Genomic DNA, 26,272 nt, shown 5'->3' on the forward strand with positions numbered 1-26,272 from the left:
GCGCTGCGCCGCGCTGCGAGACCGCGCGCATGATCGTGCTCGATCCAGGATCGAGTGGCATTCCGGGCGCGCGAGGCCACTTCATCCAGGATCGAGCACGATCTTGCCCGAAGGCTCGAAGGCTCGGAACCCACCGCCGTACGACTTCTTGTAGTAGTCGTGGCCTTATAGGTAGCGACGCTACGTGTAGAGTTCCTACGACAAGGGAGCCAACACCTTACGGAGAGCCGGCCATGGACACGCTGCTCCTCGCCCGTCTGCAGTTCGCCACCACCACCTCGATCCACTTCCTGTTCGTGGTCGTCACGCTCGGGCTGGTCACCCTGCTGGTCGGGATGCAGACCTCCTGGGTGCTCACCGACAACCCGAAGTGGGAGCGGCTCACCCGCTACTGGGGCCAGCTCTACGTCATCAACTACGTGCTCGGTATCGCCACCGGCATCGTGATGGAGTTCCAGTTCGGGCTGAACTGGAGCGGCCTGTCCCGCTACGTCGGCAACGTCTTCGGCGCGCCACTGGCCATCGAGACACTCGTGGCGTTCTTCCTGGAGTCCACGTTCCTCGGAATGTGGATCTTCGGTTGGCACCGGCTCCGCAAGGGCGTCCACCTCGCGCTGCTGTGGGGTGTGGCGCTCACCGCGTACGCCTCAGCGTTCTGGATCATGGTGGCCAACTCCTGGCTCCAGAACCCTGTCGGCTACGAGGTCCGCGACGGGATCGCCCACCTCACCGACTTCGGCGCGCTGCTCACCAACCCCAGCCTCGGCATGGCGTTCGGGCACGTGGTGTCCGCCGCGCTGCTGGTCGGCGGGATGCTCATGGCAGCCGTCAGCGCCTGGCACCTGATCCGGCGTACCCCCGATTTCCTGCTCTTCCGCACCTCGCTGCGGATCGGCCTGGTCACCGCGGCATTTGCCATCACGATGGTGCAGGGCTTCGGGTTCGCCCAGTTCGGGGCTGTCGGGGCCGTGCAGCCCACAAAGTTCGGGCAGGGCCCGGAGGCGCAGGCGCTCATCGCCGAGTGGACCGCCCGGTTCGGCCCGGGCGACTACACCCCGCCGGTGCTTGCCAACGTCGGGCTGGACTTCATGATCCTGATCGGCTTCGCCCTCGGCTGCGTCTGGTTCCTGCTCCCCCTGCTCTTCCGGGACTGGATCATCCGGCTGCGCTTCCCGCTCTGGCTGATAGTGCTCTCCCTGCCGCTGCCGTTCGTCGCGGTCATCCTCGGCTGGATCGCCAGGGAGGTCGGCCGCCAACCCTGGGTGGCGTACGGGCTGCTGCCCACCGAGCAGGCGGTCTCCCAGGTCGGCGCGCCCGTGATGCTCACCTCGTTCATCGGATTCAGCCTGCTGCTGGGCACCCTCGCCGTCACCAACTGGGTGCTGCTGGCCCGGCATGCGGCACGCGGCGCGGCCGACCCGGCTCTCGGCCGCCCACCGGCACCGTCCAGCGAGCCGGCCCGCCCCGAACCCGCCCTCTTCTGAGGAGATCATCGTGGACCTCGCCTGGTACGCCCTGCTCGGCCTCTTCTTCGCCACCTACCTGGTGCTCGCCGGCTACGACTACGGCGTGGGGCTGCTGCTGGCCCGCGGCATCGGGCCCGCCGGTCGGCGCGGCGCACTCAACGCCCTCGGCCCGTTCTTCCTCGGCAACGAGGTGTGGCTGGTCGCCGCCGTCGGCATCCTGTTCGGCGCGTTCCCGCTGCTGGAGGGTGAGTTGCTCGCCGGCTGCTATCCGGCCGTCGCCGGCGCGCTTGTCGGTGTCGTACTGGTCACCGCCGGGGTGCAGCTGCGCAGCCGGTCGGCCGACGAGCGCATCCGTGCCCGCTGGGACCGGGTCGTGATCGTCGGCAGCATGCTCGCCGCGCTGGGCTGGGGTGTACTGCTGGCCGCGCTGCTCCAGGGCGTACCCCGCCAGGCTGACGGGCACGTGGCAGGGGTGTCCCACCTGGCCACGCCCTTCGCGGCCGCCGCCGGGCTGGCCATGCTCGCCCTCGTCGCGGTGCACGGGGCGACCTTCCTCACGCTGCGGCTGCCGGCAGCCGACGCCGCAGCGGTCGGCCGCACAGCCCGCCGGCTGGTCCCGGTGGCGCTGTCCGCGGTCGCCCTGGCCACCGTCGTGGGCCTGCTCTCCGCTCGGGTACGCGACGCCGTCCAGCGGCCGACGCTCGGCGTACTCCTGCCGGTGTTGCTCGTGGGCGCGTTGCTGGCGGCCCGTGCGGCGCTGGCGCGGCGGCGACCGGGGTGGGCTCTGGTCGCCACCGGCACCGCCCTGGCGCTGCCCGTGGCGCTTGTCGGTGCGGCGCTCTGGCCCTACGTGCTGGTGTCCACGACCGACCCGGCCGCCTCGCTGACGGTGGCCGACGCCGCCGCCAGCACACCCACGTTGAGGCTGCTTACCTGGGTGGCGTTACCGCTGCTGCCGGCCCTACTAGGCTTCCAGGCGATGTGCTGGTGGGTTTTCCGGGGACGGACCGACGGCAGGGCACCGGTGTACTGGTGAACCGCCGTCCCTTCGACCCGCGTCTGCTGCGCCGGGTCCCTGCGGCCCGGCGCGACCTTGCCGTGCTCGCGCTCTTGGGCGTGCTCGCCGCCGGGCTGATCGTCGCGCAGGCCACCGCGCTGGCGTCGGCGCTGGCCACGGCCTTCGAAGGAGAGCTGAACAGCCGGGCACTGGCGGGTTTCGTGGTCGCGGTCGCCGCCCGGTCGGCGCTGGTCTGGGCACAGGGCACGGTCTCCGCGCGGGTCGCGGCCACCGTCAAGGCCACGCTGCGGGCCGATCTGTTCCAGGCGGTGGGCCGGCACGGGCCGGCCTGGGTGGCCGGCCAGCGGGCCGGTCAGCTCGCCACCCTGTCCGGTCGAGGGCTGGACGCGCTGGACGCGTACTTCACCGGGTATCTGCCGCAGCTGGTGCTCAGCGTGACGGTGCCAGTGGCCGTGCTGGCCCGGGTCGTCTTCGCCGACTGGGGCTCGGCGGTGATCATCGCGTGTACGTTGCCGCTCATCCCGATCTTCGGCGCGCTGCTCGGCTGGCAGGCGCAGGCCGCGACCGAGCGGCAGTGGCGCCGGCTCTCCCTGCTGGGCGGGCACTTCCTGGACATGGTCGCCGGGCTGCCCACGTTGCGGGCGTTCGGTCGGGCGCGGGCGCAGACCGAGGTGGTCCGCCGGATGGCCGACGGGCACCGGATCGCCACGATGAAGACGCTGCGGATCGCGTTCCTCTCCGCGCTGGTGCTGGAGCTTGTCGCCACCCTGTCGGTGGCACTGGTGGCCGTGCCGGTGGGCATCCGGCTGCTCGGCGGCGGGCTGGCCCTCCAGACCGCGCTGCTGATCCTGCTGCTCACCCCGGAGGCGTACCTGCCGCTGCGGGCCGCCGGCAGCCGCTTCCACGCCAGCATGGAGGGGCTCACCGCGCTGGACGAGGCGCTCACCGTCTCGGCCGCCCCGGCGGCCCCCCGTGCCAGCGAGGGCGCTGCCACCCCGCACGGGCGAGGCGAGATCCGGTTCGAGGCCGTGACAGTGGCGTACGAGCGGACCACAGCGCTGCGCGACGTGACACTTACCATCCGGCCCGGCGAGCGGATCGCCGTCATCGGGCCCAGCGGCGCCGGCAAGAGCACCCTGCTCGGCCTGCTGCTCGGCTTCGTGACACCGACAAGCGGCCGGATCACCGTGGACGGCGTCGACCTCGCCACCGCCGACCCGGACGCCTGGCGTCGACAGGTCGCCTGGGTGCCGCAGCGGGCGCACCTCTTCGCCGCCACGCTTGCCGACAACATCCGGCTCGGCGCTCCGGACACCCCGCCGGAGGCGCTCTCCGCAGCGGTACGCGACGCCGCGCTCGACGATGTGGTGGCCGGTCTGCCGGACGGGCTGGACACGCTGCTCGGCGAGCGCGGGCACGGCCTCTCCAGCGGCCAGCGGCAACGTGTCGCACTGGCTCGGGCGTTCCTGCGGGACGCCCCGGTGGTGCTGCTCGACGAACCCACAGCACGGCTGGACACGGCCGCCGAGGCTGTGGTGCTGGACGCCACCCGCCGGCTTGTCGCTGGACGTACCGCGCTGCTTGTCGCGCACCGGCCGGCGCTGCTAGCCGACGCCGACCGGATCCTGCGCGTCGAGGACGGCCGGGTCACCGAACTGACGCCCGAACCGATGCCGAAGGTGGCCCGATGAGCACGGCACCGGCGAGCGGCACGATCGACGCCGGCGACGCGCCCTCCGCCGGCCGGGTGGCCGCCGAGCAGGCGGTGCTGAGGCTCGCCCGCCCGTACCTGGGCCGGCTGGTCGGCGCGGGACTGCTCGCCGCAGCCACCGAGTTCGCCGGTCTCGCCCTGATGGCCACGGCCACCTGGCTGCTGATGAGCGCCGCCGGCCAGCCTCCGCTGGACCGGCTCACAGTGGCGATCGTCGCCGTACGTGCGCTGGCGATCAGTCGGGGCGTGTTCCGCTACACCGAACGGCTCGCCGGGCACGACGCGGTGCTCCGCATGATCACCGACGTCCGGGCCCGGGTGTTCGCCACACTCGCCGCCCGCCGCGCCACCGGACACCGCTCCGGGGACGTCCTCAGTCGACTGGTCTCCGACGTCGAGGCGGTCCAGGACCTGCTGCTACGGGTGCTGGTGCCGGCCTCGGCGGCGGCTCTGGTCGGCGTACTGGCGGTGGGCGGAGCGGCGCTCATCTCGCCAGCGACCGCCGCCGTGCTCGCCGTCGGCCTGCTCGTCGCCGGGGTGGCGCTGCCCGCGCTGGCCACAGCGGTCACCCGGCGCAGCGCGGCAGAGGTCGCCCCGCTGCGGGGCGCGCTCGCCACCGACGCCGTCGACCTCACCCACGGTGCCGCCGACCTGGCCGCGTTCGGCGCGACCGACACCGCGCTGCGCGCCGCCGCGGACCGCGCCGGCCGGCTCGCCCGGCTGGAACGCCGGCTGGCCGCCACCGGGTTCGCTGTCGACGCGGTCGGGGTGCTTGTCGCCGGCTCGACAGCCGCCGCCGTGGTGCTCGTCGCGCTGGCCGCCGACGTGCGAGGGGTGCTGGTCGGGGTGCTGGCCGTCGGCTCACTGGCCGCCGTCGAGGTGGCTCTGGCCTTGGTCGCGGCCGCCCGACAGTGGACTCAACTGCGGCCCGGCCTGGCCCGGGTGGCCACCCTGCTCGACGCCGAAGCGCCGACCTCCCGACCCGTCGACGCCGTGACGGCTGGCGCGGAGGGTGATGCCGCTCCTGACGTCCCGCACGAGTTGCGCTTCACCGACCTGACCGTGCGGTACCGGGCCGGTGCCGCACCCGCACTGGACCGGCTGAATCTGGACCTGCCGGCCGGCCGGCGGATCGCTGTCGTCGGCCCGAGCGGCGCCGGCAAGAGCACCCTGGCCGCCGTGCTGACCGGCGCGGTCCGCCCCACCACCGGCCGGGTCACCCTGGCCGGGCGGGACCTGTCCACGTACGCCGAGGAGGAGCTGCCCCGCATCGTCGGTGGACTGCTCGCCGAGGCGTACGTCTTCCACGCCACGGTGCGGGAGAACCTGCTGCTCGGCCGGGCCGCCGCGAGCGACGACGAACTGGCCGCCGCGACCGAAGCCGCCGGCCTGCTCGACTGGGTACGCGCCCAGCCGGCCGGCTGGGACACCCTGGTCGGCGAGGAGGGCGGTCAACTCTCCGGCGGCCAGCGGCAGCGCCTCGCGCTGGCCCGGGCCCTGCTGGCCGCGCCCCCGGTGCTGGTGCTCGACGAGCCCACCGAAGGGCTGGACCCGGTCGCCGCGGACGCGGTGCTCGCCTCCGCACTCGCCGCCACCCCCGCCGGGCACTCGGTGCTGCTGATCAGTCACCGGCTCAGCGGGCTGGCCGAGCTGGACGAGATCGTCGTCCTGGACGGTGGCCGGGTGATCCAACGCGGCCGGCACGCCGAGCTGGTCGCCGCGCCGGGCTGGTACCGGGACCAGTGGCTGCTCCAGGCGGCGGCCGAGCGCGGGTACCTGGCACTCGCCCCCTGACCCGTTTCGGGGACGGACCAGGGTTCTCCCTGACGTCGGGGCATCGGCGCCGTGGCAGGGTGGTGCCATGCCACGCGCCGAGGACGTCCTGGTGGAGGAACACCTGCGAGAGTTGGCCTCCCGGCTGCACGGGCCGGCGCGGCTGAAGTCCGACCTGCTGACCGAGGCGCGGCACGATCTGCTGGACGTCGTCGACGCGTACCGCGAGGTCGGGGTGCCGCCCACGGAGGCGCAGCGCCGGGCGGTGGCCGAGTTCGGCTCGGCAACGCAGCTGTTGCCCTCCTGGCAGGCCGAGTTGGCGGTGGCGGCCCTGCGCGGGCTCTCCCTGCGGATGCTTGCCGTGGCCGGCGTGGCGGTGGCGGCCGGTGACCTGACCTGGCACGGGTCGAGCTGGAGTGCCGGCGGGCCTCCGCCGTTCGCCTACCGGCTGCTTGCCGAGTCCGTCGACTGGATCTGGGTGAGCGCGCTGCTGCTCGCGGTGGCGGGTCTGCTGGTGGTGGCGGTGAGCGCCCGGTCGACCCGACCGGGCGTGGCGGTCGCGCAACGTGCGGTGGGCACCGGTCTGACGGGCGTGCTGGTGCTCGGCGTGCTCACCGGTGGGGCGCTCTTCGGCTGGTCGCTCGGCATGTGGGACGCGGCGCTGACCTGGCCGCCGATGATCATCGGTCTGGTGCTGGCCGGCGGGGCGTACTTCTCGCTGAGCCGCGCGGCACGCGGTTGGCTGCGCGCCACCGCCGCCCGCTGACCTGTGGCCCGGTGCGTTCAGGCCGAGGTGGTGGGGGCTGCGCCGGGGTCGAGGAACCTGCCGACCGTCACGCGGAACTCCTGCCACCCGGCCCGCTCACCGGCCAGCGCCCGGCGGCCGGAGTCGGTGAGCTGGTACGTGCGTCGCTCCCGCCCGTTGACAGTGCTCCAGGTGCTCGCCACGTGCCCGGCGCGCTCCAGCCGGCGCAACGCCGGATAGATGGTGCCGGTGGGCAGGTCGAGGCTGCCGTCGCTGCGGGCGCGCAACGACTCAATGATCGCGTAGCCGTGCAGAGCGCCCTGTTCGAGAACGGCGAGGAGAAGGGCGTCGAGGTGACCGTGCAGCGACTGGGCCTTCATGCGTAGCAACGCTACTTGTCGCGCGCCCTGTGCGCCACCGCCGCACACACGCAGGCCCGAGCCGTTCGTCGACCGGCCGACGGGGTGCGGGCTCCAAGCTTCCCGAGCCGCCGACTAGGGTATGTGCCCAGAGTCACTCGTCGGTCCGAGACGCCGGCGGGTCAGCAACCCGAAGCACACGGAGGTCAGCGTGGCCCGCCAGTCGCCCCAACGGCCCGACGCCGACGAGCCCGAGCTCGACGACACCACCGGCCCGGCCGAGCCCGACGAGGCCGACGAGGCCGACGACACCCCCCGCGCCGCGGTCGACCGGGCGCTGTGGGAAGAGCTGCGGATCGACCCGGTGGAGATCGCCCTGCCCGCCGGCACCGGCTTCACGCTGCGGGCGTACCGGCCGGCAGGGTCGCTGACCCCGACCGACGTGACCGAACGCGACCAGGACGACCCGTTCCTCGCCCGCCGTCAGGTCATCGAGGAGGAGGAGGACGACGAGACCGTCGTCATCCTCGACGAGGACCTGGCCGAGGAGTTCGCCGACGACGACGAGACCGAGCCGTCGCGCCGTCGCCGGAGCGGCACCACCGACGCCGACGCGACCGCCGACGAAGACGACGAGGACGAGGACGACACCGACGAGGCGGACGACGAGGAGGTGCCGGTCTTCCTCAGCCACCGGGGCAAGCTGCTGCTGTTCAAGACCCCCGAGTCGTTGGTCAGCTTCATCCGTTCCGGCGCACCGAATGATCTGTCCCAACTGGACAGCTGGAATGAATTGTCCGAACGGGTCGAGCCGGCCGACATCGTGCCGCTCGACGAGGACACCTACGAACTCGACCTCGTTGTGGAGAACCTGCGCGGCGGGCACGACGCGTGGGATTCGACCCTGCTCATCGAGGCCGGCGAGGTCGCCCGCGACCTGTCGTACGCGTTGCAGCTGCCCGCGGTCCTGGACATGCTCTCCGCCGGCTCCAGCCTCGACAACCTGGACGAGGCCCTGCGGGCGACCGTCAACGGCGGCATCGGCGGTTTCATGGGCCGGCGACGGTTGAAAAAAATCGGGGCACAAACCGCAAGTCTGGGTTGGCGCACGATTGTCGGCAAGATCTCTGCGGTCGTGGACTGGCGCGACTGACCCGTACCGGGGAGCATCAGTTGCTGGCAGTAGGAAGACCTGTCCCGGGAGGAGGACGACGCCTTGGCGCTCGTGCGCGTGTACTGCGGTCTGGCCTCGGCGGATTCGGCTGACCGACCGGCCCCGGCCAGGTCGACGCTGACGTCCGCGGTGGTCGATGACGCAGGCCGTCTGCTGCATGTCAGCGAGATCGGTGACGACGCGGCTGGCTACGCCCAGCTCGTCGCGCTGCTCGTGGAGCGGTCGGGCGGGCCGAGCGGTGCGGCTATCGCCGCCGACAGCGACGACAACACTGTCACCTCGCTGTTGAGCGCGGCGGGTCGTCCCCTGGCGATCGCTGACGACGACCTGGTGGACGACTTCGCCGAGCGGTTCGCCGACGACGACTCGCTTGAGGAGATGCAGTCGCCGCCGGCCGAGCGTCGTGCCGTCGGCCTGGCCCGCGCGTTGCAGGCCGGCGCACTCTCCGCCGTCACACTGCCGGCACCCCGGGACCTCGCCGGCTACAAGCAGGTGCTCGCCGCGCACGCCGCTCTGGCCAGCGGCCGGCACTCCGCCGCCGTGGCGCTGCGTGAGGTGCTGCGGGAGCTCTACCCGGCGGCGCTGCGCGCATACCCGGACCCGGCCGAGCCGGTCTCACTGGCGGTGCTGGACGCCCTGCCCGAGCCGGGCATGCTCGGCGGCACCGTCGCCCGCGGCCGCGAGGTGTCCGTCGCCGCGGACGCCATCGCCGCGCACCTCGCATCGGACGGGGTGGCCGACGCCGAAGAGATCAACGAGGCGGTCACCGCGCTGCGGGTCGCCATCTCGGAGACACCGCGACGCGCCACCGTCAACCGGGCACTCACCTCCGCCGTGGCCGAGACGGTCCGGCAGGCCGTCGCCTCCGTGCGGGCCTGCGACGCCGGCTGCGAGGCGCTGGTGAGCGCCCTCGGCGCACGGGTGCGGACGTCGGCCCCGACGCCGGGCCGCCGTGCCGCAGCCCGTCATGACGACTCTGCCGACGAGCTGATCGGCCTGACCGACACGGGCAACGGCCTGCGTGCCGTCCGACCGACCCCGACCCCCGAGCCGACGCCAGTCGTCGGCCGGCGCAGCCGTCCCGAGCCGGCCCCGGGCAGCGCCCCGTTGGCGTCGCCGCGCCCACTCGGGCCGCCGCCCGTCGCCCCTGCTCCGGTCACGCCGCCTCCTGTCGCACCCGCACCCATGGCCCCGGCTGCGATGGCCGGCCCGCCGGTGTCGGCGCCTCCCGGGCGGGCCGAGCCGCTCCCGAGCCGGATCGACGGCCCAACCAACCGGCCGGTCTCCGCGCCGCCGCCTCCGCCGCCCGGGATCACCCCGATCGCTCCGGCGCAGCGCGGCGCCGTGCCGCCGGCCGAGGCGGGCGAGCCATTCCGGCCGACCCTCACCACCGCCGCGATCAACAACGCGCGGGCCGAGCGGCAGCGGACTGTCATCCCGCCCCGTCCCAAGACCAACGGCGAGCGACCGAGCCACCAGCGGCCCATCGAGCCCAGCCACCAGCGGCCCATCGAGGAGCCGCCAACCGGCGGGTTCAGCGCCACCGACCTCAGCATCCCGGTGCCCGCCCCCCGGCCGGGCCAGGAGCAGCAGGCGCCTCCGGGCTCCCGGGCCAACTGGCCTCTGGTCAACAACCCGGAGGACCCGGCCGACAGCTCGCCGAACAATCCGGCCGCCTACTCGTACGGTGGCGGTCGGGGCATCGAATCCCCGACCGATCCGGGTCGGGCCGACGGTCGGGTCACCCCGCCGTGGCTGGCCGACGACCTGCCGCAGGAGCCGCCCATGTTGCGGCTTGTCGAGCCGCCGCCACTGGCCGACCGGGCGCTGCGGGACGGGCTCAACCCGTCGACCGACCCGCGCCTGGAGACGCCGCCGCTGCGGCTCGTCGACCGGGAGCAGGCCGCCCGCAACGGCCGTCCGTCGCCGCGCGCCGACCGCGCCCCCGAGCACCGTCCGGCGCCCCCTGTCGAGCATCGGCCGCCGCCGGTCGCTGACGAAGGTGACGGTGACCTGCTAATCTTCGCGCAGGCCAAGTCCGCCTGGTTCGTCGGGCACGCCGAGGAGTCCGATCTGGACTGGTCGACAACTGCCGACACGGGCTGGCAGGCCGCCGAGCAGGCCGCCCGGCCGTCGGTCGGCGCCGAGACCAACGCCGGGCTGCCGAAGCGGGTGCCGCAGGCCAACCTCGTCCCGGGTTCCCCGCTGCGCGAGGAGCGTCCACTGCGGATAGTGCGTGACGCCGCGAGCCTCGCGGAGAACACCACCGGCTACTTCCGGGGCTGGCGTCGCGGGCAGGAGATCGGCGGGTTCGCGGTGGGCGGTCGACCGGGTCGCGAGGCCGCCGGCGGCTGGGACTTCAGCCGCGATCACGGTGACCGCGACGACGACCACGAGTACGAGTACCGCTCCGCGGGCTACCAGTCCTGACCGGGTTCACCCCCACCACACGCAAAAGAGATCTTGGAAAGAGGTGGCCCCTGAGGGGGCGACTTCCTTCCAAGATCTCTTTTGCGTTGCGTAGACCCCGGATGGCCGGGGCCGGGCAGCACTAAGCGCCCGGTGGCGGCCAGGGCCACCACCGGGCGCGGGATCGTCCCGGTCAGGCCGGAGCGACGGCGCGCGTACGGCGCATTGTGAGCACGTACTCGACAAGCGAGATCAGTACGTGCTTCGTCGACTCCCGGTTACGGGCGTCGCAGGCCACCACCGGCACGTCGCTCGAGATCGCCAAGGCGTCCCGGACGTCCTGCGGGTCGTGGTACTGCATCCCGTCGAAGCAGTTGATGGCCACCAGGTACGGCAGCCGCCGGTGCTCGAAGAAGTCGATAGCCGCGAAGCAGTCGGCCAGCCGGCGGGTGTCCACCAGCACGACCGCGCCGATCGCGCCCCGGACCAGTTCATCCCACATGAACCAGAATCGGGTCTGACCCGGCGTACCGAACAGGTACAGGATCAGGTCACGGTCGATCGAGATCCGGCCGAAGTCCATGGCCACCGTGGTCGTCGTCTTACCCGGCACCTGCCGGGTGTCGTCGACGCCCACGCCAGCGGAGGTCATGATGGCCTCAGTGGTCAGCGGCGTGATCTCCGAGACCGAGCCGACCAGCGTCGTCTTACCGACGCCGAACCCACCGGCAATAACGATCTTCGCCGACGTCACGCGCCCGCTCGGGTTCGGCGGGCGGTGCGACATGTCAGAGCCTGCGAAGTCCACTCAGCACCCTCTCCAGCAGTTCAGTGCCCACCGCGTCGTCGGAGTCGTCCAGGATGGTCGGCTCGTGGACCGCGACCAGGCCGTCCGTCGCCATGTCGGCGATGAGCACCCGGGCCACACCGAGCGGGAGCTGCATCCGCGCCGCGATCTCAGCGAGCGACTGCACGCGTCCGTCACACAGCGCGGCGATGTACTGGTGTTCGCGGCCCTGACCGCCGTTGCCATGGGCAGCGGCCCGACCACGCACCGTCGTTTCGACGAGCGCCTCCAGCGCGATATCGAGCCGGGGGCGGGTACGACCACGGGTCACGGCGTATGGACGGACCAACGCTCCGGTCGGTTCGTCACGATCGGCCATGTCGCCGCTCACCTCCTTCGCACCCGATACCGGCTCCCACCGGTGGAACTCGTCGTTGTTGTCGTTGCAGTTGCGCCGACCTCAAGTCGGTGGGACGTCAGCCCAGCATGCCCGCAGCCGCACGCGGCTGCGGGGTCAGGGCGTCGCCCACCCGGTCGACCAGTAGCGCCATCTCGTAGCCGACCTGCCCCACGTCGGAGCTGCGGGCGGCCAGCACCGCGAAGGACGAGCCGTCCGAGATGGACATCAGGAACAGGAAGCCATTGTCCATCTCCACGACCGTCTGGAGTACGGCCCCGCCCTCGAAGCAGCGGGCTGCTCCCTGGGTGAGGCTGACCAGACCGGATGCGATCGCGGCGAGCTGGTCGGCCCGGTCCCGCGGCAGATCCCGTGACGACGCGAGAAGCAGGCCGTCCGCCGAGACGGCGACCGCATGCGCGACACCGGGCACCCGGTCGGCGAAGTTGGCAAGCAGCCAACCAAGATCCTGCGTAGTTGTCATCCTTCTTGCTCCTTCTGCCCGCTCCCGGCCGCTGAGCCTGAGCCAGACTGCGAGGATTGCTTCCCTCCCGGAGTCGCCTCCGGGCTGGTCGGGTTGTCCGAGGTGCTACGCCCTCGCTGCACGCCCCGGTGGTAGGCGGAGAGCAGGCCACGGACCGCCTCCGGGGAACGCCGCTGGACCGAGGTGGCGGGCTTCTCCACCGCGCCCGGCACCAACTGTGCCATCGGCTTGCGCTTCGGCAGACCGGTCGTGGTGGTCTCGTTCACCGGGACCGCGCTGGCCGCTGCCGAGGCGGCACGCCAGCCGTCGTCGGCGGCGGTCTGCCAGCCGTTTGTCTGCGGCTGGGGCCGGCGGTTCGGCAGGCTCTCGGCGAGACCGGGGCGTGCGCCCCCGTTCGCTGTCGACCCGTTGTCCCGCGGCGCTCCTCCGGTGCTCGGAGTGTCTGCCATCGGCGTGTTACCTGTCGTCCCGGGTGCTGTCTTGTGGACTGTCCGAGCGTTGGCCTCGACGGTGGCGAACTGCTGGGTCGCGTCGCCGCCGCTCGCCGCCGGCTTGGCCGCGGCTGCCGCCTCCTCGGGACCCGGACGGCGGGTACGGAACCAGGCCGACTCGAGCTCCCGGAAGATCGGCAACTCCATGGTCTCGTCCGCGTACCGCTGCCGGTTCTGGGCTTGCGGCTGCTGAGGTGCCGGACGGTTCTGGGCCGGCGCGGGCGTGACCGGGGCCGCCGATGCCTGCGGCTGCGCGGTGGCGGCCTGCTGCTCGGCGCGCGGCATCCGGGGCAGTTCCGTCGTCATGTCCAGGGCGGCGGCGAGCCGCTCGGGAACCGCCGGGGTCTGCGCATCCCGCTCCGCGCCGGGCACCGGCGGCCACGCCGGAGGCGCGGGCGTGTTGGGCGCGGGGTCAGCAGGCGGAGCGGACCGGGGCGTGAAGCCGCTGAACGACTGGCTGGAGGCGGGAGGTGCCGAGTAGGGCTGTCCTGACGCCGGCGGCGTCGAGTACGGCTGACCGGAGTACGGCTGACCGGAGTACGGCTGACCGGAGGCGGGCGACGCCGAGACCGGCGACGCGGACACCGGGTGGCCACCGTAGGGCTGGCCGGAGGCCGGCGCGGCGGACACCGGCGGGCTGCTGTACGGCGCACCCGAGTAGGGGTGCCCGGAGTACGGCTGGCCGGAGGCCGGCGAGGAAGAAACCGGCGAGGAGGAGTACGGCTGAGCGGAGACCGGCGGCGCGGAGTACGGGCGCGCTTCCGGGCTGCTGGGCAACTGCCGCGGAATCCCCGGCTGCTGGCCGGTGGTCGTGGGCTCGTCACCGGCGCGGCGCTGCGGCAGCGGGTCGATCTGCTGGCCGTTCGCCGACCGGGGCATGAACCCGTCGCCGCCGTTGACGCTGTTCGTCGCGCTGGCACCGGTCAGGTCGGACCAGGCCGGCATCGACCCGTACGCGCCGGCGTTTGCGGGCGTGCCGGCGCCGTTGCGCGAGGCCGGCTCGAACGGTCGGCCGCCCAGGGTGACCTGGTTGCCAGACTCGCCGGGACGGGGGCCGTTGCCAAGCGCGGGCAGGGCGCCGAGACCGGGCGGGGGCCCACCGTACTGCTGGCCGGCAGCCGGCAGGGCCGGCGGCTGCTGCGGCCGGCCGGACAGCGCCCGGGGCACCAGCACGGAGGTCGGCAGGGTCACCTCGGCGACCGTGCCGCGGTCGTTGCCGGGGCGCAGCTCGACGCGGACCCCGTGCCGCGATGCCAGCCGGGCGACCACGACCAGGCCCATCATCCGGGACACGGCGACGTCCACCTGCGGGGGCGTCGCGAGCCGCTCGTTGAGGTCGTTCAACTGCTCGCGGCTGATGCCGATGCCGCGGTCCTCGACGTAGAGCGAGGCGCGGTCGCCGACCCGGCGGGCCTCGACCATCACCTGCGAGTCCGGCGGGGAGAACGCTGTGGCGTTGTCGAACAGTTCGGCCACGAGGTGCACGAGGTCGTTCACCGCGTGGGCGGCGACCTCGATGTCGCGGTCGATGACGCCGAACTCGATACGGGTGTAGTGCTCGACCTCGGACTGGGCGGCGCGCAACACGTCGATGAGCGCGGCGGGCTCGCGCTGCACGCGTGTGGAGTCGGCGCCGGCGAGCACGAGCAGGTTCTCGTCGTTGCGGCGCATCCGGGTGGCCAGGTGGTCGAGCTGGAACAGCTCGGCCAGCCGGTCCGGGTCCTCCTCGCCGCGCTCCAACCGGTCGAGGTGCCCGATGAGGCGGTCGACCAGGATCTGCGAACGGCGGGCCAGGTTGACGAACATCGTCGCGACGGAGGCGCGCAGTGTCGCCTGCTCGGCGGCCGTCCGGACGGCTTCCAGGTGGACGGCGTTGAACGCCTCGGTCACCTGGCCGAACTCGTCCTTGCTGCGGACCGGCAGCGGCTCGGCGATCTGGTTGGCCAACTGCACCGGGGAGAGCTGCCCGACGACCTGCGGGTCTCGGAGTCGGGCGACCGCCTGCGGCAGACCGTACTGGGCGACCGAGAGGGCACCCTGGCGCAGCTCACGCAGGGATCGGGCCATCGAGCGGGCGACGAGGTACGCGAAGAGGATGGCCAGCAGCAGCATGCTGAGCAGCAGGCCGGTCTCCAGGAAGACCTGGCGCTGGACGTCCGACCGCAGTTCGTTGGCCTTCGTGACCACGTCACGGTCGAGTTGCGACTCGACGTTGCGGATCAGCTTGGCGTTGGCCGTCATGGCCGAGTCCCACTGGTCCGGGCCGAACGGCGCACCGCGCATGTCGCCTGTGGTGTTGCCGTCGATCCAGCCGATGTAGTTCTGTGCCTCGCGGCGGTCACCGCCGGCGACGGTCTGGTCGTGGAACTTTGCCTCGTCGGGGCTGGCGACAGCCTTGAAGCTCTGTAGCGCCTGCTGCTGGCCGGTGCCGCTGGCGATGTAGTCGGTGCGCAGGGCCGGGGTCAACCGTTGCCCGCCCTGGACGCCAAGTGCGCGGTGCACGACGACCCGGCGGACGGCGAGGAACTCCTTCTCCCGGGCGACGGCCGCGACGGCCCGCATCCGGTCGCTCAGGTCGTTGTTTCCGGCGAGCTGGGTGGCCGAGTCACGGATGGAGAGAAGGTCGTTGATCAGACCCTCGTACGCCTGGACGGCCTCGGCGAGCTTCAGTTTGCCGTTGAAGACCTGGCTGCGGACGCCCGGCAGGTCTTTCAGGCTCTGGTCGATGCCGTTGAGCAGGCCGTCGAGGCTGCTCGGCAGGTCCTCGAGCTGGCCACGCTGCTGGCGGTAGGGGCCGGTCGTCTGGTCGACCCGGATGTTCACCCGGTTGTACGCCTCTTGGTACTGCGCCTTCGGCTGGGTGCCGGTCGCCTGCAACAGCAGCACGGCGGTGGTCCGCTCGTCCTGGAGTGTGTCGACCAGACTCCCGGAGTAGCTCGACAGGCTGGCCAGGTCGCCGGCTCGGTTGGCGTTGTTGAGCGTCTCCAGGTGGTCGACGAGACCACTGGTGCCGACCACGACCGTGGCGATGGTCGGCACGATCATGATGAGACCGAGCTTGGACCAGATCGGCATGTCCCGGAGCCGGCTGGCCGGCCGGCTTAGCCGCGACAGGAAGGAGCCCGCCGTCTTTGGCCGTTTGCTCACGTCACCGCCCTCGCGATTACAGCTTCAACGCGTTGCCCCGGGCAACGCCCAGCGTCCGACCCGGCGGGTCGGACCCCCGAGATTCCATCACGACGCCCGGCAAGAAGAAAGCCCAGGTTGTCACCTGCGGGAGGTGTGATGAGATGTTGATACGATTTGATCGCAGTCCGTCTGGTCGGAGTAACTGAAGGTAATGGAACATCAGTACCGCGTTATCTTGCTCGCCGGCCCTTCTGGCTCCGGAAAGTCGTACATAGCACGGCAAACCGGCCTTCCGGTGCTGAGTCTGGACGACTTTTACAAGAACGGCGATGACCCTACGTTGCCGCGTCGAAACGGGCAGGTGGATTGGGATTCGCCGCAGTCCTGGGACGCCCGGACGGCCGTCGATACGATTGCGCGACTCGCCCGCGAAGGTCGAGCCGATGTGCCGGTTTATGCGATCGGCGCTGATCGTCGGGTGGCCACTCGGGCATTTGAAGTCGACGGATCGCCACTTTTCGTGGCCGAAGGGATTTTCGCCGCCGAGATCGTCGAGGAGTGCCGTCGGCGAGGGGTGCTCGCCGGCGCGTACGCGCTGCGCCGGCCGCGCGGGGCGACATTCCTCCGCCGGCTCGCCAGGGATCTGGCCGAACAGCGCAAGGCGCCCCGGGTGCTGCTCCGGCGCGGAGTGGCCCTGCTGCGGGCGGAGCCCGCGGTGCTGCGCCGGCAGACCGGGCTGGGCGCGGAGGCGGCCCGCGCCCGTGAGGTGCTGCACCGGGTGGCCGGCCTGCTCGCCAGCCACCCGCACAGCTGAACGGTTCAGGCCAGCAGCTTCGCGTACGCCGGCTTGATCACCTCGTCGATGATCCGGAGTCGTTCGTCGAACGGGATGAAGGCGCTCTTCATCGCGTTGATGGTGAACCACTGCATCTCTCGCCAGCCGTAGCCGAACGTCTCCACGAGCAGGAACATCTCCCGCGACATGGAGGTGCCGCTCATGAGCCGGTTGTCGGTGTTGACGGTGACCCGGAACCGCAGGTCCCGCAGGAGGCCGATCGGGTGGTCAGCGATCGAGTCCACAGCGCCGGTCTGCACGTTGGACGAGGGGCACAGCTCCAGGGGGATCCGCTTGTCGCGGACGTACGCGGCCAGCCGGCCCAGCACCGGGGCACCGCCGGGGGTGATGTCGTCGACGATCCGGACGCCGTGACCGAGCCGGTCCGCGCCGCACCACTGGATCGCCTGCCAGATGGACGGCAGGCCGAACGCCTCACCAGCGTGGATGGTGAAGTGGAAGTTCTCCCGCTGGAGATACTCGAAGGCGTCCAGGTGGCGGGTGGGCGGGAAGCCTGCCTCGGCGCCGGCGATGTCGAAGCCGACCACCCCGGCGTCGCGGTGCCGCACCGCCAGCTCGGCGATCTCCTGGGAACGGGCGGCGTGCCGCATCGCGGTGAGCAGGGTGCCGACCCGGATGGTCAGGCCCGCCTCGACCGCCAGCGCGGTCCCCTCGGCGAACCCGGCGAGGACCGCCTCGACCACCTCGTCGAGGCTCAGGTCCTGCTCCAGGTGCTGCTCCGGGGCGAAACGCACCTCGGCGTAGACCACCCCGTCGGCGGCCAGGTCCAGCGCGCACTCGCGGGCCACCCGGCGCAGCGCCGGCGCGGTCTGCATGACCGCCACTGTGTGCGCGAACGTCTCCAGGTAGCGCTCCAGCGAGCCGGAGTCGGCGGCCTCGACGAACCAGCGCCCGAGCGCTTCCGGGTCGGTGGTGGGCAGCTCGTGGCCGACCTCCGCCGCCAGCTCGACGATCGTCGCCGGCCGCAGCCCACCGTCGAGGTGGTCGTGCAGCAGTGCCTTCGGAGCCTTGACGATGTCCTCGTACCGGATAGTTGCGACCATGCTCAGACCCTAGTCAGCGACCCTCCTGGGTCGGGACGGGACCGGCCTAGACTCGATTCGTGGATACAGCTCGGCGGCCTGACGTGGACCTCCGCATCCTCGAACGGCTGCGCTGCCCGGTGTGCGGGGATCCCCTGACCGAGGTGATCGCAGGCACCGCCCGGGCGTTACGCTGCCCGCGCCGGCACAGCTTCGACATCGCCCGTCAGGGTTACGTGAACCTGCTCGCCGGTCGCGCCCCGCACGTCGGGGACACCGCCGAGATGGTCGCTTCCCGGGCCGACTTCCAGGCCGCCGGGCACTACGACGTCATTTCCGCCGCACTCGCCGCTGCCGCGACTGAGGCCGTGGTCCGGCTCCGTGCGACGGCCACGCCGCCGCCGGCGCCTACCCCGCCGTCCGCCCTTTGCTCTGCTTCAACCCACGCACCGGTTTCCGGGCAGAACTGTTGCGCGGAGGTAAGCAGAGCAAAGGACACAACGGCAGGGGTACGGGTCGAAGCGTCGGCGGCCGACGTCGGGGCGTACCCCCTGGTGGTGGATGCCGGCGCCGGCACGGGCCGGTATCTCGGCGCGGTGCTGGCGGCGCTGCCGGACGCCGTGGGTCTGGCCCTCGACGTCTCCAAGCCGGCGCTGCGCCGCGCGGCCCGCGCGCACCCCCGGGCGGCCGCCGCGCTCGCCGACACCTGGCAGCGGCTGCCCCTCGCCGACGCCTCGGCGGCCGTGCTGCTCAACGTGTTCGCGCCCCGCAACGGGCCGGAGTTTCACAGGGTGCTCGACCCGGCCGGCACGCTGCTGGTGGTCACCCCCGCCGCCGACCACCTCACCGAACTGGTGGACGCCCTCGACCTGCTGCGGGTGGATCCGGACAAGGCCGACCGGGTGGCCGCCAGCCTGGGCGGGCACTTCACTCCGGTCAGCTCGACGGTGCACCGTGCCGAGCTGACGCTCACCCGCACCGAGGTGGCCACCCTGGTCGGGATGGGGCCGAGCGCCTGGCACACCGACCCGGGCGCGTTGGCCGCCCGACTGGCCGCGCTTCCCGAGCCGGTCCGGGTGACGGTGGCGGTCCACCTCGACGCCCACCGGCCCCGCTGACCTCAGGTGGAGAGGTCCACTTCTTCCCAGCCGGGCGGCTCGTCGTGGTACGGCCCGCGCAGGATCACCGCCCATTCCAACGCCCAGCGCCGCTGCCCGATCGCGTTCGCGTCGACGAGCCCCGGCGCCCGCTGGCCACTCCGCTCGGTCTCCAGGTACGCCCAGTCCAGGCAGTAGTGCAGGTCGAGCAGGGCTGCCGCGTCGGCCGGATGCTGCGGGGCGGCAAGGATCCTCGTCCGCCAGTGGGAGAACGTCTCACCGTCGGCGAGGTGCGGCAGCCGCTCGACAAGCCGCTCGTCCACGGCCAGGGTCGGGTCGAGCTGCTTGCTCAGCCCCAGCACCCAGGCCAACGCGAACAGCGCGTCGTGGTGCAGCACGAACGAGCGGTGGTCGCCCTTGCCGCCCATGACGAACTGCCACTCGGGCGGGGTGACCATCTCCACCAGGTGCGAACCGAGTAGCCAACTCATCGCCGCCTGCGGGGGCATCCCGAAGCAGCGGGCCAGGATCAGGTGCAGCACGGCGATCCGCGCCTCGATCTCCACCGTCGGGCGTAGCTCGATCTCGTCACCCGGCTCCCAGACGAGCGGGAACTGTGCCGGCGGCAACGGCAGGCCGAGCCGGGACAGCTCGTCCAGGCTCGCCTCGCGCACCTCACGTGGGTCGGGGGCAGGTACGGTCACGGCGGATCATCCTGTCTGCTCGCGACGGCTCAGGGCCGCTCGTCCCCCCTTGGCCTGCGACAATAGCGCTCCCAGGTGACCGGCACCATGCCGGCCCGGCCGTCTGGGTCAGCCGATCCGCTCGATGACCAACGGCGTCGCGGCAGGCGCGTCGAGGGCGATCCGCACCGCGCGGGCGGCCTCCGCAAGCGCCGCCGGGATCCGCGTGGCGTCGTCGGCGCGCAACTCGTAGAGGGGGTCGCCGGCCCGCACCGCGTCGCCCGGCCGCCTGTGCAGCACCACCCCGGCCGGTACGCTGACCGGGTCCTCCTTGCGGGCGCGGCCGGCGCCCAGACGCCAGGCCGCAACCCCCATGGCGTACGCGTCGACGGCCGCCACGTACCCGTCCTGCTCGGCGCGGACCACCTCGACCTCCGGCGCGGTCGGCATCGGGGCGTCCGGGTCGCCGCCCTGCGCGCGGATCATCGCCCGCCAGGTGTCCATGGCGCGGCCGTCCCGCAGCGCGGCGGCCGGGTCGGCGTCCGGCAGACCGGCGGCGTCGAGCATCTCCCGGGCCAGGGCCAGCGTCAGCTCCACCACGTCGGCCGGTCCCCCGCCGGCAAGCACCTCGACCGACTCGGTCACCTCGACGGCGTTGCCGATCGCCAGGCCGAGCGGGGTGGACATGTCGGTGAGCAGGGCGACAGTCCGTACGCCGTGCGCGCCGCCCAGCTCGACCATCGTGCGGGCAAGCTCGCGGGCCTGGTCGACGGACTTCATGAACGCGCCCGAGCCGACCTTGACGTCCAGGACCAGCGCACCGGTGCCCTCGGCGATCTTCTTGCTCATGATCGAGCTGGCGATCAGCGGGATCGCCTCCACTGTGCCCGTCACGTCGCGCAGCGCGTACAGCTTGCGGTCGGCGGGGGCGAGCCCGGCACCGGCCGCGCAGATCACCGCGCCCACGTCGCCGAGCTGGGTGATGAACTCGTCGTTGCTCAACGCGGCCCGCCAGCCGGGGATCGACTCCAGCTTGTCCAGCGTGCCGCCGGTGTGCCCGAGGCCCCGGCCGCTGAGCTGCGGCACGGCGGCGCCGCACGCCGCCACCAACGGCGTGAGCGGCAGGGTGATCTTGTCGCCGACGCCGCCGGTGGAGTGCTTGTCGACTGTCGGCCGGCGTACCGCCGACAGGTCGAGCCGCTCACCGCTGGCGATCATCGCGGCGGTCCACCTGGCGATCTCCGGCCCGGTCATGCCGTTGAGCAGGATCGCCATTGCCAGCGCGGACATCTGCTCGTCGGCGACCACCCCCCGGGTGTACGCGTCGACCACCCAGTCGATCTGGGCGTCCGACAGCACACCTCCGTCCCGCTTAACCCGGATGACGTCAACAGCAGCAAAACTCATGAAGGTCTCCCCTAGTCGAATGGCGGATCCCGACCCACAGACCGCGAGCACGAGGGATTGGGCCGACAGTGCCCGGCGGAGGGATCAAGCCTGACCGCCCGGAGCCGGGCGCTGTCGGCCCGATCCCCAAAGCTCAGCCAGCAGACCAGCGCTCCGGGATCTCCAGCGGCGGCTCACCCTCGCCGGCCCAGAAGATCGTGCCGGTGGCGTCCACCACCACGACCCGGGGGGTGCGGGCCGTACCCCAGGCGATGGCCTCCGCCGGGTCGTCCCAGCTGGGCGCCTCCTCCAGCACACCGGTCTCGGCGCCCGCGTCGTCGCCTGCCGACCGCTCCCAGTACGCCGTCCAGACCTGCTGGCCGGCGGACATGTCGGCGTGTACGAAGACGGTGCCGCGTCCACGCCAGGCGGCCAGCCGCTCGGGGACCACCGGCACCGGCGTCTCGCCGGTGACCGCCTCCAGGTCCTCCACGCCGAAGGCGTGCGGAAGCAGCTCGGCCATCCGCAGTGGGCCGCCCTTCGCCTCGACGAGGCATTCCGGGCCGCCGTGTTCCCACAGCAGTTGCCGGCACCGACCGCACGGCATCAACGGCTCGCCAGTGGCGTCGACGCAGGAGAGCGCGACGAGTCGACCGCCACCTGTGGCGTGCAGGCTGGACACGACACCGCACTCGGCGCAGAGCGTCACCCCGTACCCGGCGTTCTCCACGTTGCAGCCGACCACCACGCGGCCGTCGTCGACAAGGGCGGCAGCCCCGACCGGGAACGACGAGTACGGCGCGTAGGCGTGCCGCATCGCCTCCGTGGCGGCGGCACGCAGTCGCGCCCAGTCAATGTCGGTCATGTCACCATTCTGCCGAAGTAGCCCAGGCTGACAGCCGGCAGGGCCGCAGCCCCGAGGCTCAACCCTTGATGTACGGCTTGCCGTCGGCGGCGGGCGCGCGGACCTTGCCGACCAGCCCGGCGACCGCGAGGATCGTCGCCAGGTAGGGCAGCATGGCCAGGAACTGGCTGGGGATCGCGCTGTTGATCGCGCCGAGATAGGTGGCGAGCTGGTCGGCGAAGCCGAAGAAGAGCGCGGCGAGCAGCGCACCTGTCGGGTTCCACCGGCCGAAGATCAGCGCGGCGAGCGCGATGAAGCCCTTACCGCCGATCATGTTCTTTGTGAACGAGTAGAGGGCAAGCGTGTAGGACGCACCGCCGATGCCCGCGACCACGCCGGCCAGCAGGACGTTGCGGTAGCGCACCCGCAGCACCTTGACGCCGAGGGTGTCGGCGGCGATCGGGTGTTCGCCGACCGACCGGGTGCGCAGCCCCCAACGGGTCCGGAACAACGCGATGTGGATCACCAGGACCAGGAGCAGGCCGAGGTAGAGGAAGATGTTGCCGCGGAACAGCGCCGGCCCGAGCACCGGGATGTCCTTCAGCAACGGGATCTCCCAGTTGCTGAAGCGCGGTGCGCTGTTGTACCTCTCCGCGTCGGTCTGCATCAGCCGCTCGTAGAGGAAGCCGGTCACGCCGACCGCGAACAGGTTCAGCACGATGCCGATGACGACCTGGTCGACCAGGTAGCGGATGGCGAAGACGGCAAGCAGCAGCGAGATGAACGCGCCACCGATCGCGGCGGCCACGAGGCCCACCCACACGCTGCCGGAGATGCTGCCGAACAGCGCGCCGCTGAACGCGCCCATCAGCAGCTGACCTTCGATGGCCACGTTGACGACACCGGAACGCTCGCACAGCACCCCGGCGAGCGCGCCGAAGATCAGCGGGAGCGCCAGGATGAAGGTGCCCCTGATGATGTTGACAAGCGGCATGAAGTTCTGCCCGGCCGGCGCGGCCGAGACCTGCCAGCAGAGGAAGGACAGCACGAAGCCGAGCAGTCCGACGCCGAGCACAGGCAGGAACCAGCGTTTCGGGAGTCTGCCGGCGAGCAGGGCCGCCCCGGCGGCGATCGTGATGATCCCGAACAGGATCGCGCCGATCGTCCCGTTGATCTCCAACGCGGCACCGGCCGCGTCGTCGCTGAGCGTGAAACGGGCCTGCTGGTCGGTGGCGAGCGCGCCGAAGAGCACTGTCGAGAGCAGCCCGAGCGCCAGCAGCACGGCGCCGACCTTGCGGTTGCGGGTCCAGAAGCCCTCGTCGACCGCGGCTACCGCGACGTCGGGGACAGCCATGGTGGACATGCGTTACCAGCCCTTCGCCAGGCTCGTCTGCAACCGGGCGGCCCGCGCCGCTCGGAGCTGGAAGATCGCCTTCACCAGGGCGGGGGCGGCGATGAAGATGACGATCAGCGCCTGAAGCACTGTCACCAGCTCCAGCGAGATGCCGGAGTACGACTGCATCCGGTTGCCGCCGGCCTGGAGCGCACCGAACAGCAGCGCGGCGAGCAGCACCCCCCAGGGCTTCACCCGGCCGAGCAGCGCCACCAGGATGCCGTCGAAGCCGATCTGCGCGACCACCAGCGGGGTCAACGCGCTCGCGGTGGAGCCCAGGACCATGTTCGCGCCGCCCAGGCCGGCAAGGATGCCGGCAAAGACCATGATCAGGATGTACGTCTTGGTGACGCTGATGCCGGCGGTCCGGGCGGCGTCCGGGTTGGCGCCCACCGCACGCAGCTCGAAGCCGAGCGTGGAGCGGTTGAGCAGCCAGGCGACGGCCCAGGTGGCGAGCACGGCGAGCAGGATGCCTGCGTGCACGCGCAGGTTGTCGCCGAACAGTCGGGGCAGCTGGGCGGAGCTTTCCACAGCCCTGCTGATCGCGTCCGAACGGGCCGGGTCCTGCACACCGTTCTGCACGATGATCCAGGCCAGGAAGTACGTGGCCACGTAGTTCAGCATGATCGTGTTGATCACCTCGTGCGCGCCGGCACGGGCCTTGAGGATGCCGGGGATGAAACCCCAGATCGCCCCACCCAGGGCACCGGCAAGCACCGCCACCAGCAGGTGCAGAACGGGCGGCAGCGGCAGCAGGAAGCCGGCCACCGCCGCGAGGATCACACCGATCATGGCCTGGCCCTGGGCGCCGATGTTGAACAGGCCGCCCCGGAAGGCAAGCGCCACCGACAGGCCGGTGAAGACCAGCGGCGCGGTGTAGGTGAGCGTCTCGGAGATCGGCGCGAGCACTGCCGGCCAGCTGCCGTCGCCGTTGACCCAGGCGGAGAACGCCTCCGGGTCGAAGACCGCGCCCTTGAACAGGTTCGCGTACGCCTCGCTGACAAGCGTCCAACTGGAATTGATCGCGTCGGACGGACGGGAGGTGATGTACGAGTAGGTGGAGAGCACGTCCGGATCAGAAATGATCATCAGGATCGCGCCGACCACGATCGCCAGCACCAGCGACAGGAGCGTCACCGTGAAGGTGTTGGCCGCCCACAGGTTGTCCAGGAACAGGCGGCCAAGGGACGGCTTCGGCTCCGGCTCGGACACCTTCGGTGTGTTGGCCGTACTGGCCTGCTCGGTGTTGCCGAGCGCAATCTGCGCCGCCTGCGCCTCGCTCGCCGGTTCCTTGTCCGGTGAGCCCGACTGCGGGTTCACGTCGCTCATGCCTCGTCCTCGCTCGCGGGGCCGTCGGCGCTCGCCGGACCCCTGCCTGCCGTGCCGGGATCGTCGGCGGTGGGTGCCGCGCCGGACTCGGCGGCGGCGTCCGGGCTGATGCCGGCCATCAACAGGCCGATCTCCTCGCGCGGGGTGTCCGGGGCGACGACGCCGATGATCCGGCCGCGGTACATCACGGCGATCCGGTCGGCCAACGCGACCACCTCGTCGAGTTCGCTGGAGACCACCAGGACGGCGGTACCGACGTCCCGCTCGCGGATGATCCGGCTGTGGATGAACTCGATCGAACCGACGTCGACGCCACGGGTCGGCTGGGCGGCGATGAAGAGCTTCAGCGGCCGGGACAACTCCCTGGCCACGATCACCTTCTGCTGGTTGCCGCCGGACAGGGTGCCCACCGACGCTTCGGCCGACGAGGTACGGACGTCGAACTGCTCGATCCGCTCCTTCGCCGAGGACGCGATCGCGTCCGGCCGGAGAGCGAACCCGGAGCCGAACGGTGGCCGGTCGTAGATGTCCAGCACCAGGTTCTCCGCGACGCTGAACTCCTTGACCAGGCCGTCCACGCTGCGGTCCTCGGGGACGTAGCCGACGCCGGCGCGGAGCACCTTCTTCGTCGTCCAGCCGTCGATCCGGTCGCCACTCAGGCTCACAGTGCCGGCGAGTACCGGGCGCAGGCCCATGATCGCTTCGATCAACTCGGTCTGGCCGTTGCCCTGCACGCCCGCCACGCCGAGCACCTCGCCCGCGCGTACGGTCAGGTCGACGCCGTCGACGGCCCGGATCTGCCGGTCGTCGTCAACGACCAGCCCGGCCACCTCAAGCACCGGCTCGCCCGGTGTGGCAGGCGACTTGTCGACGGTGAGGCGCACACTGCGGCCGACCATCAGCGCGGCCAGTTCGTCCCGGCTGGCCTCCGGGGAGGCGGTGCCGACGGTCTTGCCGCGCCGGATCACTGTGATCCGGTCGGCGATCGCCTTGACCTCGCCGAGCTTGTGGGTGATGAAGACGATCGACTTGCCGGCGGCCTTGAGCGCCCGCATGACCGTCAGCAGCTCCTCGGTCTCCTGGGGGGTGAGCACCGCTGTGGGCTCGTCCAGGATGAGTAGGTCGACGTCGCGGGTGAGCGCCTTGACGATCTCGACGCGCTGCTGGATGCCGACCGGCAGGTCCTCGATCACCGCGTCCGGGTCGACCCGCAGGTTGTAGCGCTCGGACACCTCGGTGACCTCGCGCCGGGCCCGCCGCCGATCCAGGAAGCCGCCGATGCCGCCCCTTACCTGCTCGGCGCCGAGCATGACGTTCTCCGCCACCGTGAAGACCGGCACCAGCATGAAGTGCTGGTGCACCATGCCGATCCCGGCGGCGATCGCGTCGGACGGGCCCCGCAGCTTCAACGGCTTGCCGTCGACAAGGATCTCGCCCTCGTCGGGCTGGTAGAGCCCGTAGAGGACGTTCATCAGTGTCGACTTGCCCGCGCCGTTCTCGCCGAGCAGGGCGTGAATCTCTCCAGGCTCCACCGTCAGATCGATGTGGTCGTTGGCGACCAGATCACCGAACCGCTTGGTGATGCCGCGCAGTTCGAGTCTCAGCGCAACCTCCTGGAGTGCGAGCGATGGTGCAGCGTAGCTGCCGGTCGACCGGGTCGGACCGACACGGTCACCGTGGCGCACGATCGGCCGCTCCGGCACCGCGGGTGGTCACCCG

21 protein-coding genes are annotated in these 26,272 nt (G+C 71.8%); 9 read left to right on the forward strand and 12 right to left on the reverse strand.

Annotated features, from left to right (window positions below):
- Nucleotides 1-233: 233 nt before the first annotated feature.
- From ACLQ23_RS02070 to ACLQ23_RS02090, 5 genes are all read left to right on the forward strand, one after another.
- Nucleotides 234-1,484, forward strand: coding sequence for a cytochrome ubiquinol oxidase subunit I (locus ACLQ23_RS02070; RefSeq protein WP_425880269.1), 1,251 nt, complete (start codon nt 234-236; stop codon nt 1,482-1,484).
- 10 nt (nt 1,485-1,494) lie between these two features.
- On the forward strand, nt 1,495-2,502 hold the full coding sequence (locus ACLQ23_RS02075; protein ID WP_425880270.1) for a cytochrome d ubiquinol oxidase subunit II: 1,008 nt from the start codon (nt 1,495-1,497) through the stop codon (nt 2,500-2,502).
- Nucleotides 2,499-4,175 (forward strand): thiol reductant ABC exporter subunit CydD, encoded by a 1,677-nt coding sequence (gene cydD / locus ACLQ23_RS02080; protein WP_355630161.1) that lies wholly within the window; start codon nt 2,499-2,501, stop codon nt 4,173-4,175. Before ACLQ23_RS02075 ends, cydD begins: the two co-directional genes overlap by 4 nt.
- Nucleotides 4,172-5,989 carry a thiol reductant ABC exporter subunit CydC gene (gene cydC / locus ACLQ23_RS02085; protein WP_425880271.1) on the forward strand — a complete coding sequence of 606 codons (1,818 nt, stop codon included), beginning with the start codon at nt 4,172-4,174 and terminating at the stop codon, nt 5,987-5,989. The genes cydD and cydC overlap by 4 nt, the downstream gene beginning before the upstream one ends.
- 67 nt (nt 5,990-6,056) lie before the next feature.
- A complete protein-coding gene (locus ACLQ23_RS02090; RefSeq protein ID WP_425880272.1) occupies nt 6,057-6,734 on the forward strand; it encodes a permease prefix domain 1-containing protein in 678 nt (225 codons plus the stop codon).
- A 17-nt stretch (nt 6,735-6,751) separates the two neighbouring features.
- On the opposite strand, the gene ACLQ23_RS02095 is transcribed toward ACLQ23_RS02090, so the two are convergent.
- A complete protein-coding gene (locus tag ACLQ23_RS02095) occupies nt 6,752-7,093 on the reverse strand; it encodes a PadR family transcriptional regulator (protein WP_355592576.1) in 342 nt (113 codons plus the stop codon).
- Between the two features lie 121 nt (nt 7,094-7,214).
- Here ACLQ23_RS02095 and ACLQ23_RS02100 point away from each other — a divergent pair, with 121 nt between their 5' ends.
- Both ACLQ23_RS02100 and ACLQ23_RS02105 read left to right on the forward strand, forming a co-directional pair.
- The gene (locus ACLQ23_RS02100; RefSeq protein ID WP_355592578.1) at nt 7,215-8,225 is read left to right on the forward strand and encodes a DNA primase; all 1,011 of its coding nucleotides are present in this window, start codon (nt 7,215-7,217) and stop codon (nt 8,223-8,225) included.
- 39 nt (nt 8,226-8,264) lie between these two features.
- A complete protein-coding gene (locus tag ACLQ23_RS02105) occupies nt 8,265-10,676 on the forward strand; it encodes a transposase (RefSeq protein WP_425880338.1) in 2,412 nt (803 codons plus the stop codon).
- Between the two features lie 172 nt (nt 10,677-10,848).
- On the opposite strand, the gene ACLQ23_RS02110 is transcribed toward ACLQ23_RS02105, so the two are convergent.
- From ACLQ23_RS02110 to ACLQ23_RS02125, 4 genes are all read right to left on the reverse strand, one after another.
- The gene (locus tag ACLQ23_RS02110) at nt 10,849-11,442 is read right to left on the reverse strand and encodes a GTP-binding protein (protein WP_007455465.1); all 594 of its coding nucleotides are present in this window, start codon (nt 11,440-11,442) and stop codon (nt 10,849-10,851) included.
- Nucleotide 11,443: 1 nt separating this feature from the next.
- On the reverse strand, nt 11,444-11,821 hold the full coding sequence (locus tag ACLQ23_RS02115) for a DUF742 domain-containing protein (RefSeq protein ID WP_355592580.1): 378 nt from the start codon (nt 11,819-11,821) through the stop codon (nt 11,444-11,446).
- A 97-nt stretch (nt 11,822-11,918) separates the two neighbouring features.
- Complete coding sequence (locus ACLQ23_RS02120) at nt 11,919-12,323, reverse strand: roadblock/LC7 domain-containing protein (protein WP_007455462.1); 405 nt, start codon at nt 12,321-12,323, stop codon at nt 11,919-11,921.
- Nucleotides 12,320-15,961: a nitrate- and nitrite sensing domain-containing protein gene (locus tag ACLQ23_RS02125; protein WP_425880273.1), complete on the reverse strand. Its 3,642-nt coding sequence runs from the start codon at nt 15,959-15,961 to the stop codon at nt 12,320-12,322. Before ACLQ23_RS02125 ends, ACLQ23_RS02120 begins: the two co-directional genes overlap by 4 nt.
- Nucleotides 15,962-16,463: 502 nt before the next feature.
- Here ACLQ23_RS02125 and ACLQ23_RS02130 point away from each other — a divergent pair.
- Complete coding sequence (locus ACLQ23_RS02130) at nt 16,464-16,757, forward strand: hypothetical protein (protein ID WP_355592584.1); 294 nt, start codon at nt 16,464-16,466, stop codon at nt 16,755-16,757.
- A gap of 5 nt (nt 16,758-16,762) precedes the next feature.
- Here ACLQ23_RS02130 and ACLQ23_RS02135 read toward each other — a convergent pair whose 3' ends face one another.
- Nucleotides 16,763-17,842 (reverse strand): adenosine deaminase, encoded by a 1,080-nt coding sequence (locus tag ACLQ23_RS02135; RefSeq protein ID WP_355592586.1) that lies wholly within the window; start codon nt 17,840-17,842, stop codon nt 16,763-16,765.
- 83 nt (nt 17,843-17,925) lie between these two features.
- Here ACLQ23_RS02135 and ACLQ23_RS02140 point away from each other — a divergent pair, with 83 nt between their 5' ends.
- Nucleotides 17,926-18,939: a putative RNA methyltransferase gene (locus ACLQ23_RS02140; protein ID WP_355592850.1), complete on the forward strand. Its 1,014-nt coding sequence runs from the start codon at nt 17,926-17,928 to the stop codon at nt 18,937-18,939.
- A 2-nt stretch (nt 18,940-18,941) separates the two neighbouring features.
- On the opposite strand, the gene ACLQ23_RS02145 is transcribed toward ACLQ23_RS02140, so the two are convergent.
- From ACLQ23_RS02145 to ACLQ23_RS02170, 6 genes are all read right to left on the reverse strand, one after another.
- Complete coding sequence (locus ACLQ23_RS02145) at nt 18,942-19,622, reverse strand: DUF4272 domain-containing protein (protein ID WP_355592588.1); 681 nt, start codon at nt 19,620-19,622, stop codon at nt 18,942-18,944.
- A gap of 108 nt (nt 19,623-19,730) precedes the next feature.
- Nucleotides 19,731-21,008 (reverse strand): thymidine phosphorylase, encoded by a 1,278-nt coding sequence (locus ACLQ23_RS02150; RefSeq protein WP_425880274.1) that lies wholly within the window; start codon nt 21,006-21,008, stop codon nt 19,731-19,733.
- A 133-nt stretch (nt 21,009-21,141) separates the two neighbouring features.
- A complete protein-coding gene (locus ACLQ23_RS02155; RefSeq protein WP_355630927.1) occupies nt 21,142-21,852 on the reverse strand; it encodes a cytidine deaminase in 711 nt (236 codons plus the stop codon).
- Between the two features lie 58 nt (nt 21,853-21,910).
- The gene (locus ACLQ23_RS02160; protein ID WP_355592594.1) at nt 21,911-23,194 is read right to left on the reverse strand and encodes an ABC transporter permease; all 1,284 of its coding nucleotides are present in this window, start codon (nt 23,192-23,194) and stop codon (nt 21,911-21,913) included.
- A gap of 3 nt (nt 23,195-23,197) precedes the next feature.
- Nucleotides 23,198-24,553: an ABC transporter permease gene (locus tag ACLQ23_RS02165; RefSeq protein WP_355592596.1), complete on the reverse strand. Its 1,356-nt coding sequence runs from the start codon at nt 24,551-24,553 to the stop codon at nt 23,198-23,200.
- Nucleotides 24,550-26,238: an ABC transporter ATP-binding protein gene (locus tag ACLQ23_RS02170; protein WP_355592598.1), complete on the reverse strand. Its 1,689-nt coding sequence runs from the start codon at nt 26,236-26,238 to the stop codon at nt 24,550-24,552. Before ACLQ23_RS02170 ends, ACLQ23_RS02165 begins: the two co-directional genes overlap by 4 nt.
- Nucleotides 26,239-26,272 lie beyond the last annotated feature (34 nt).

Origin of the sequence: Micromonospora sp. DT41, from assembly GCF_049841715.1 — a bacterium.
Lineage (GTDB): Bacteria > Actinomycetota > Actinomycetes > Mycobacteriales > Micromonosporaceae > Micromonospora > Micromonospora profundi.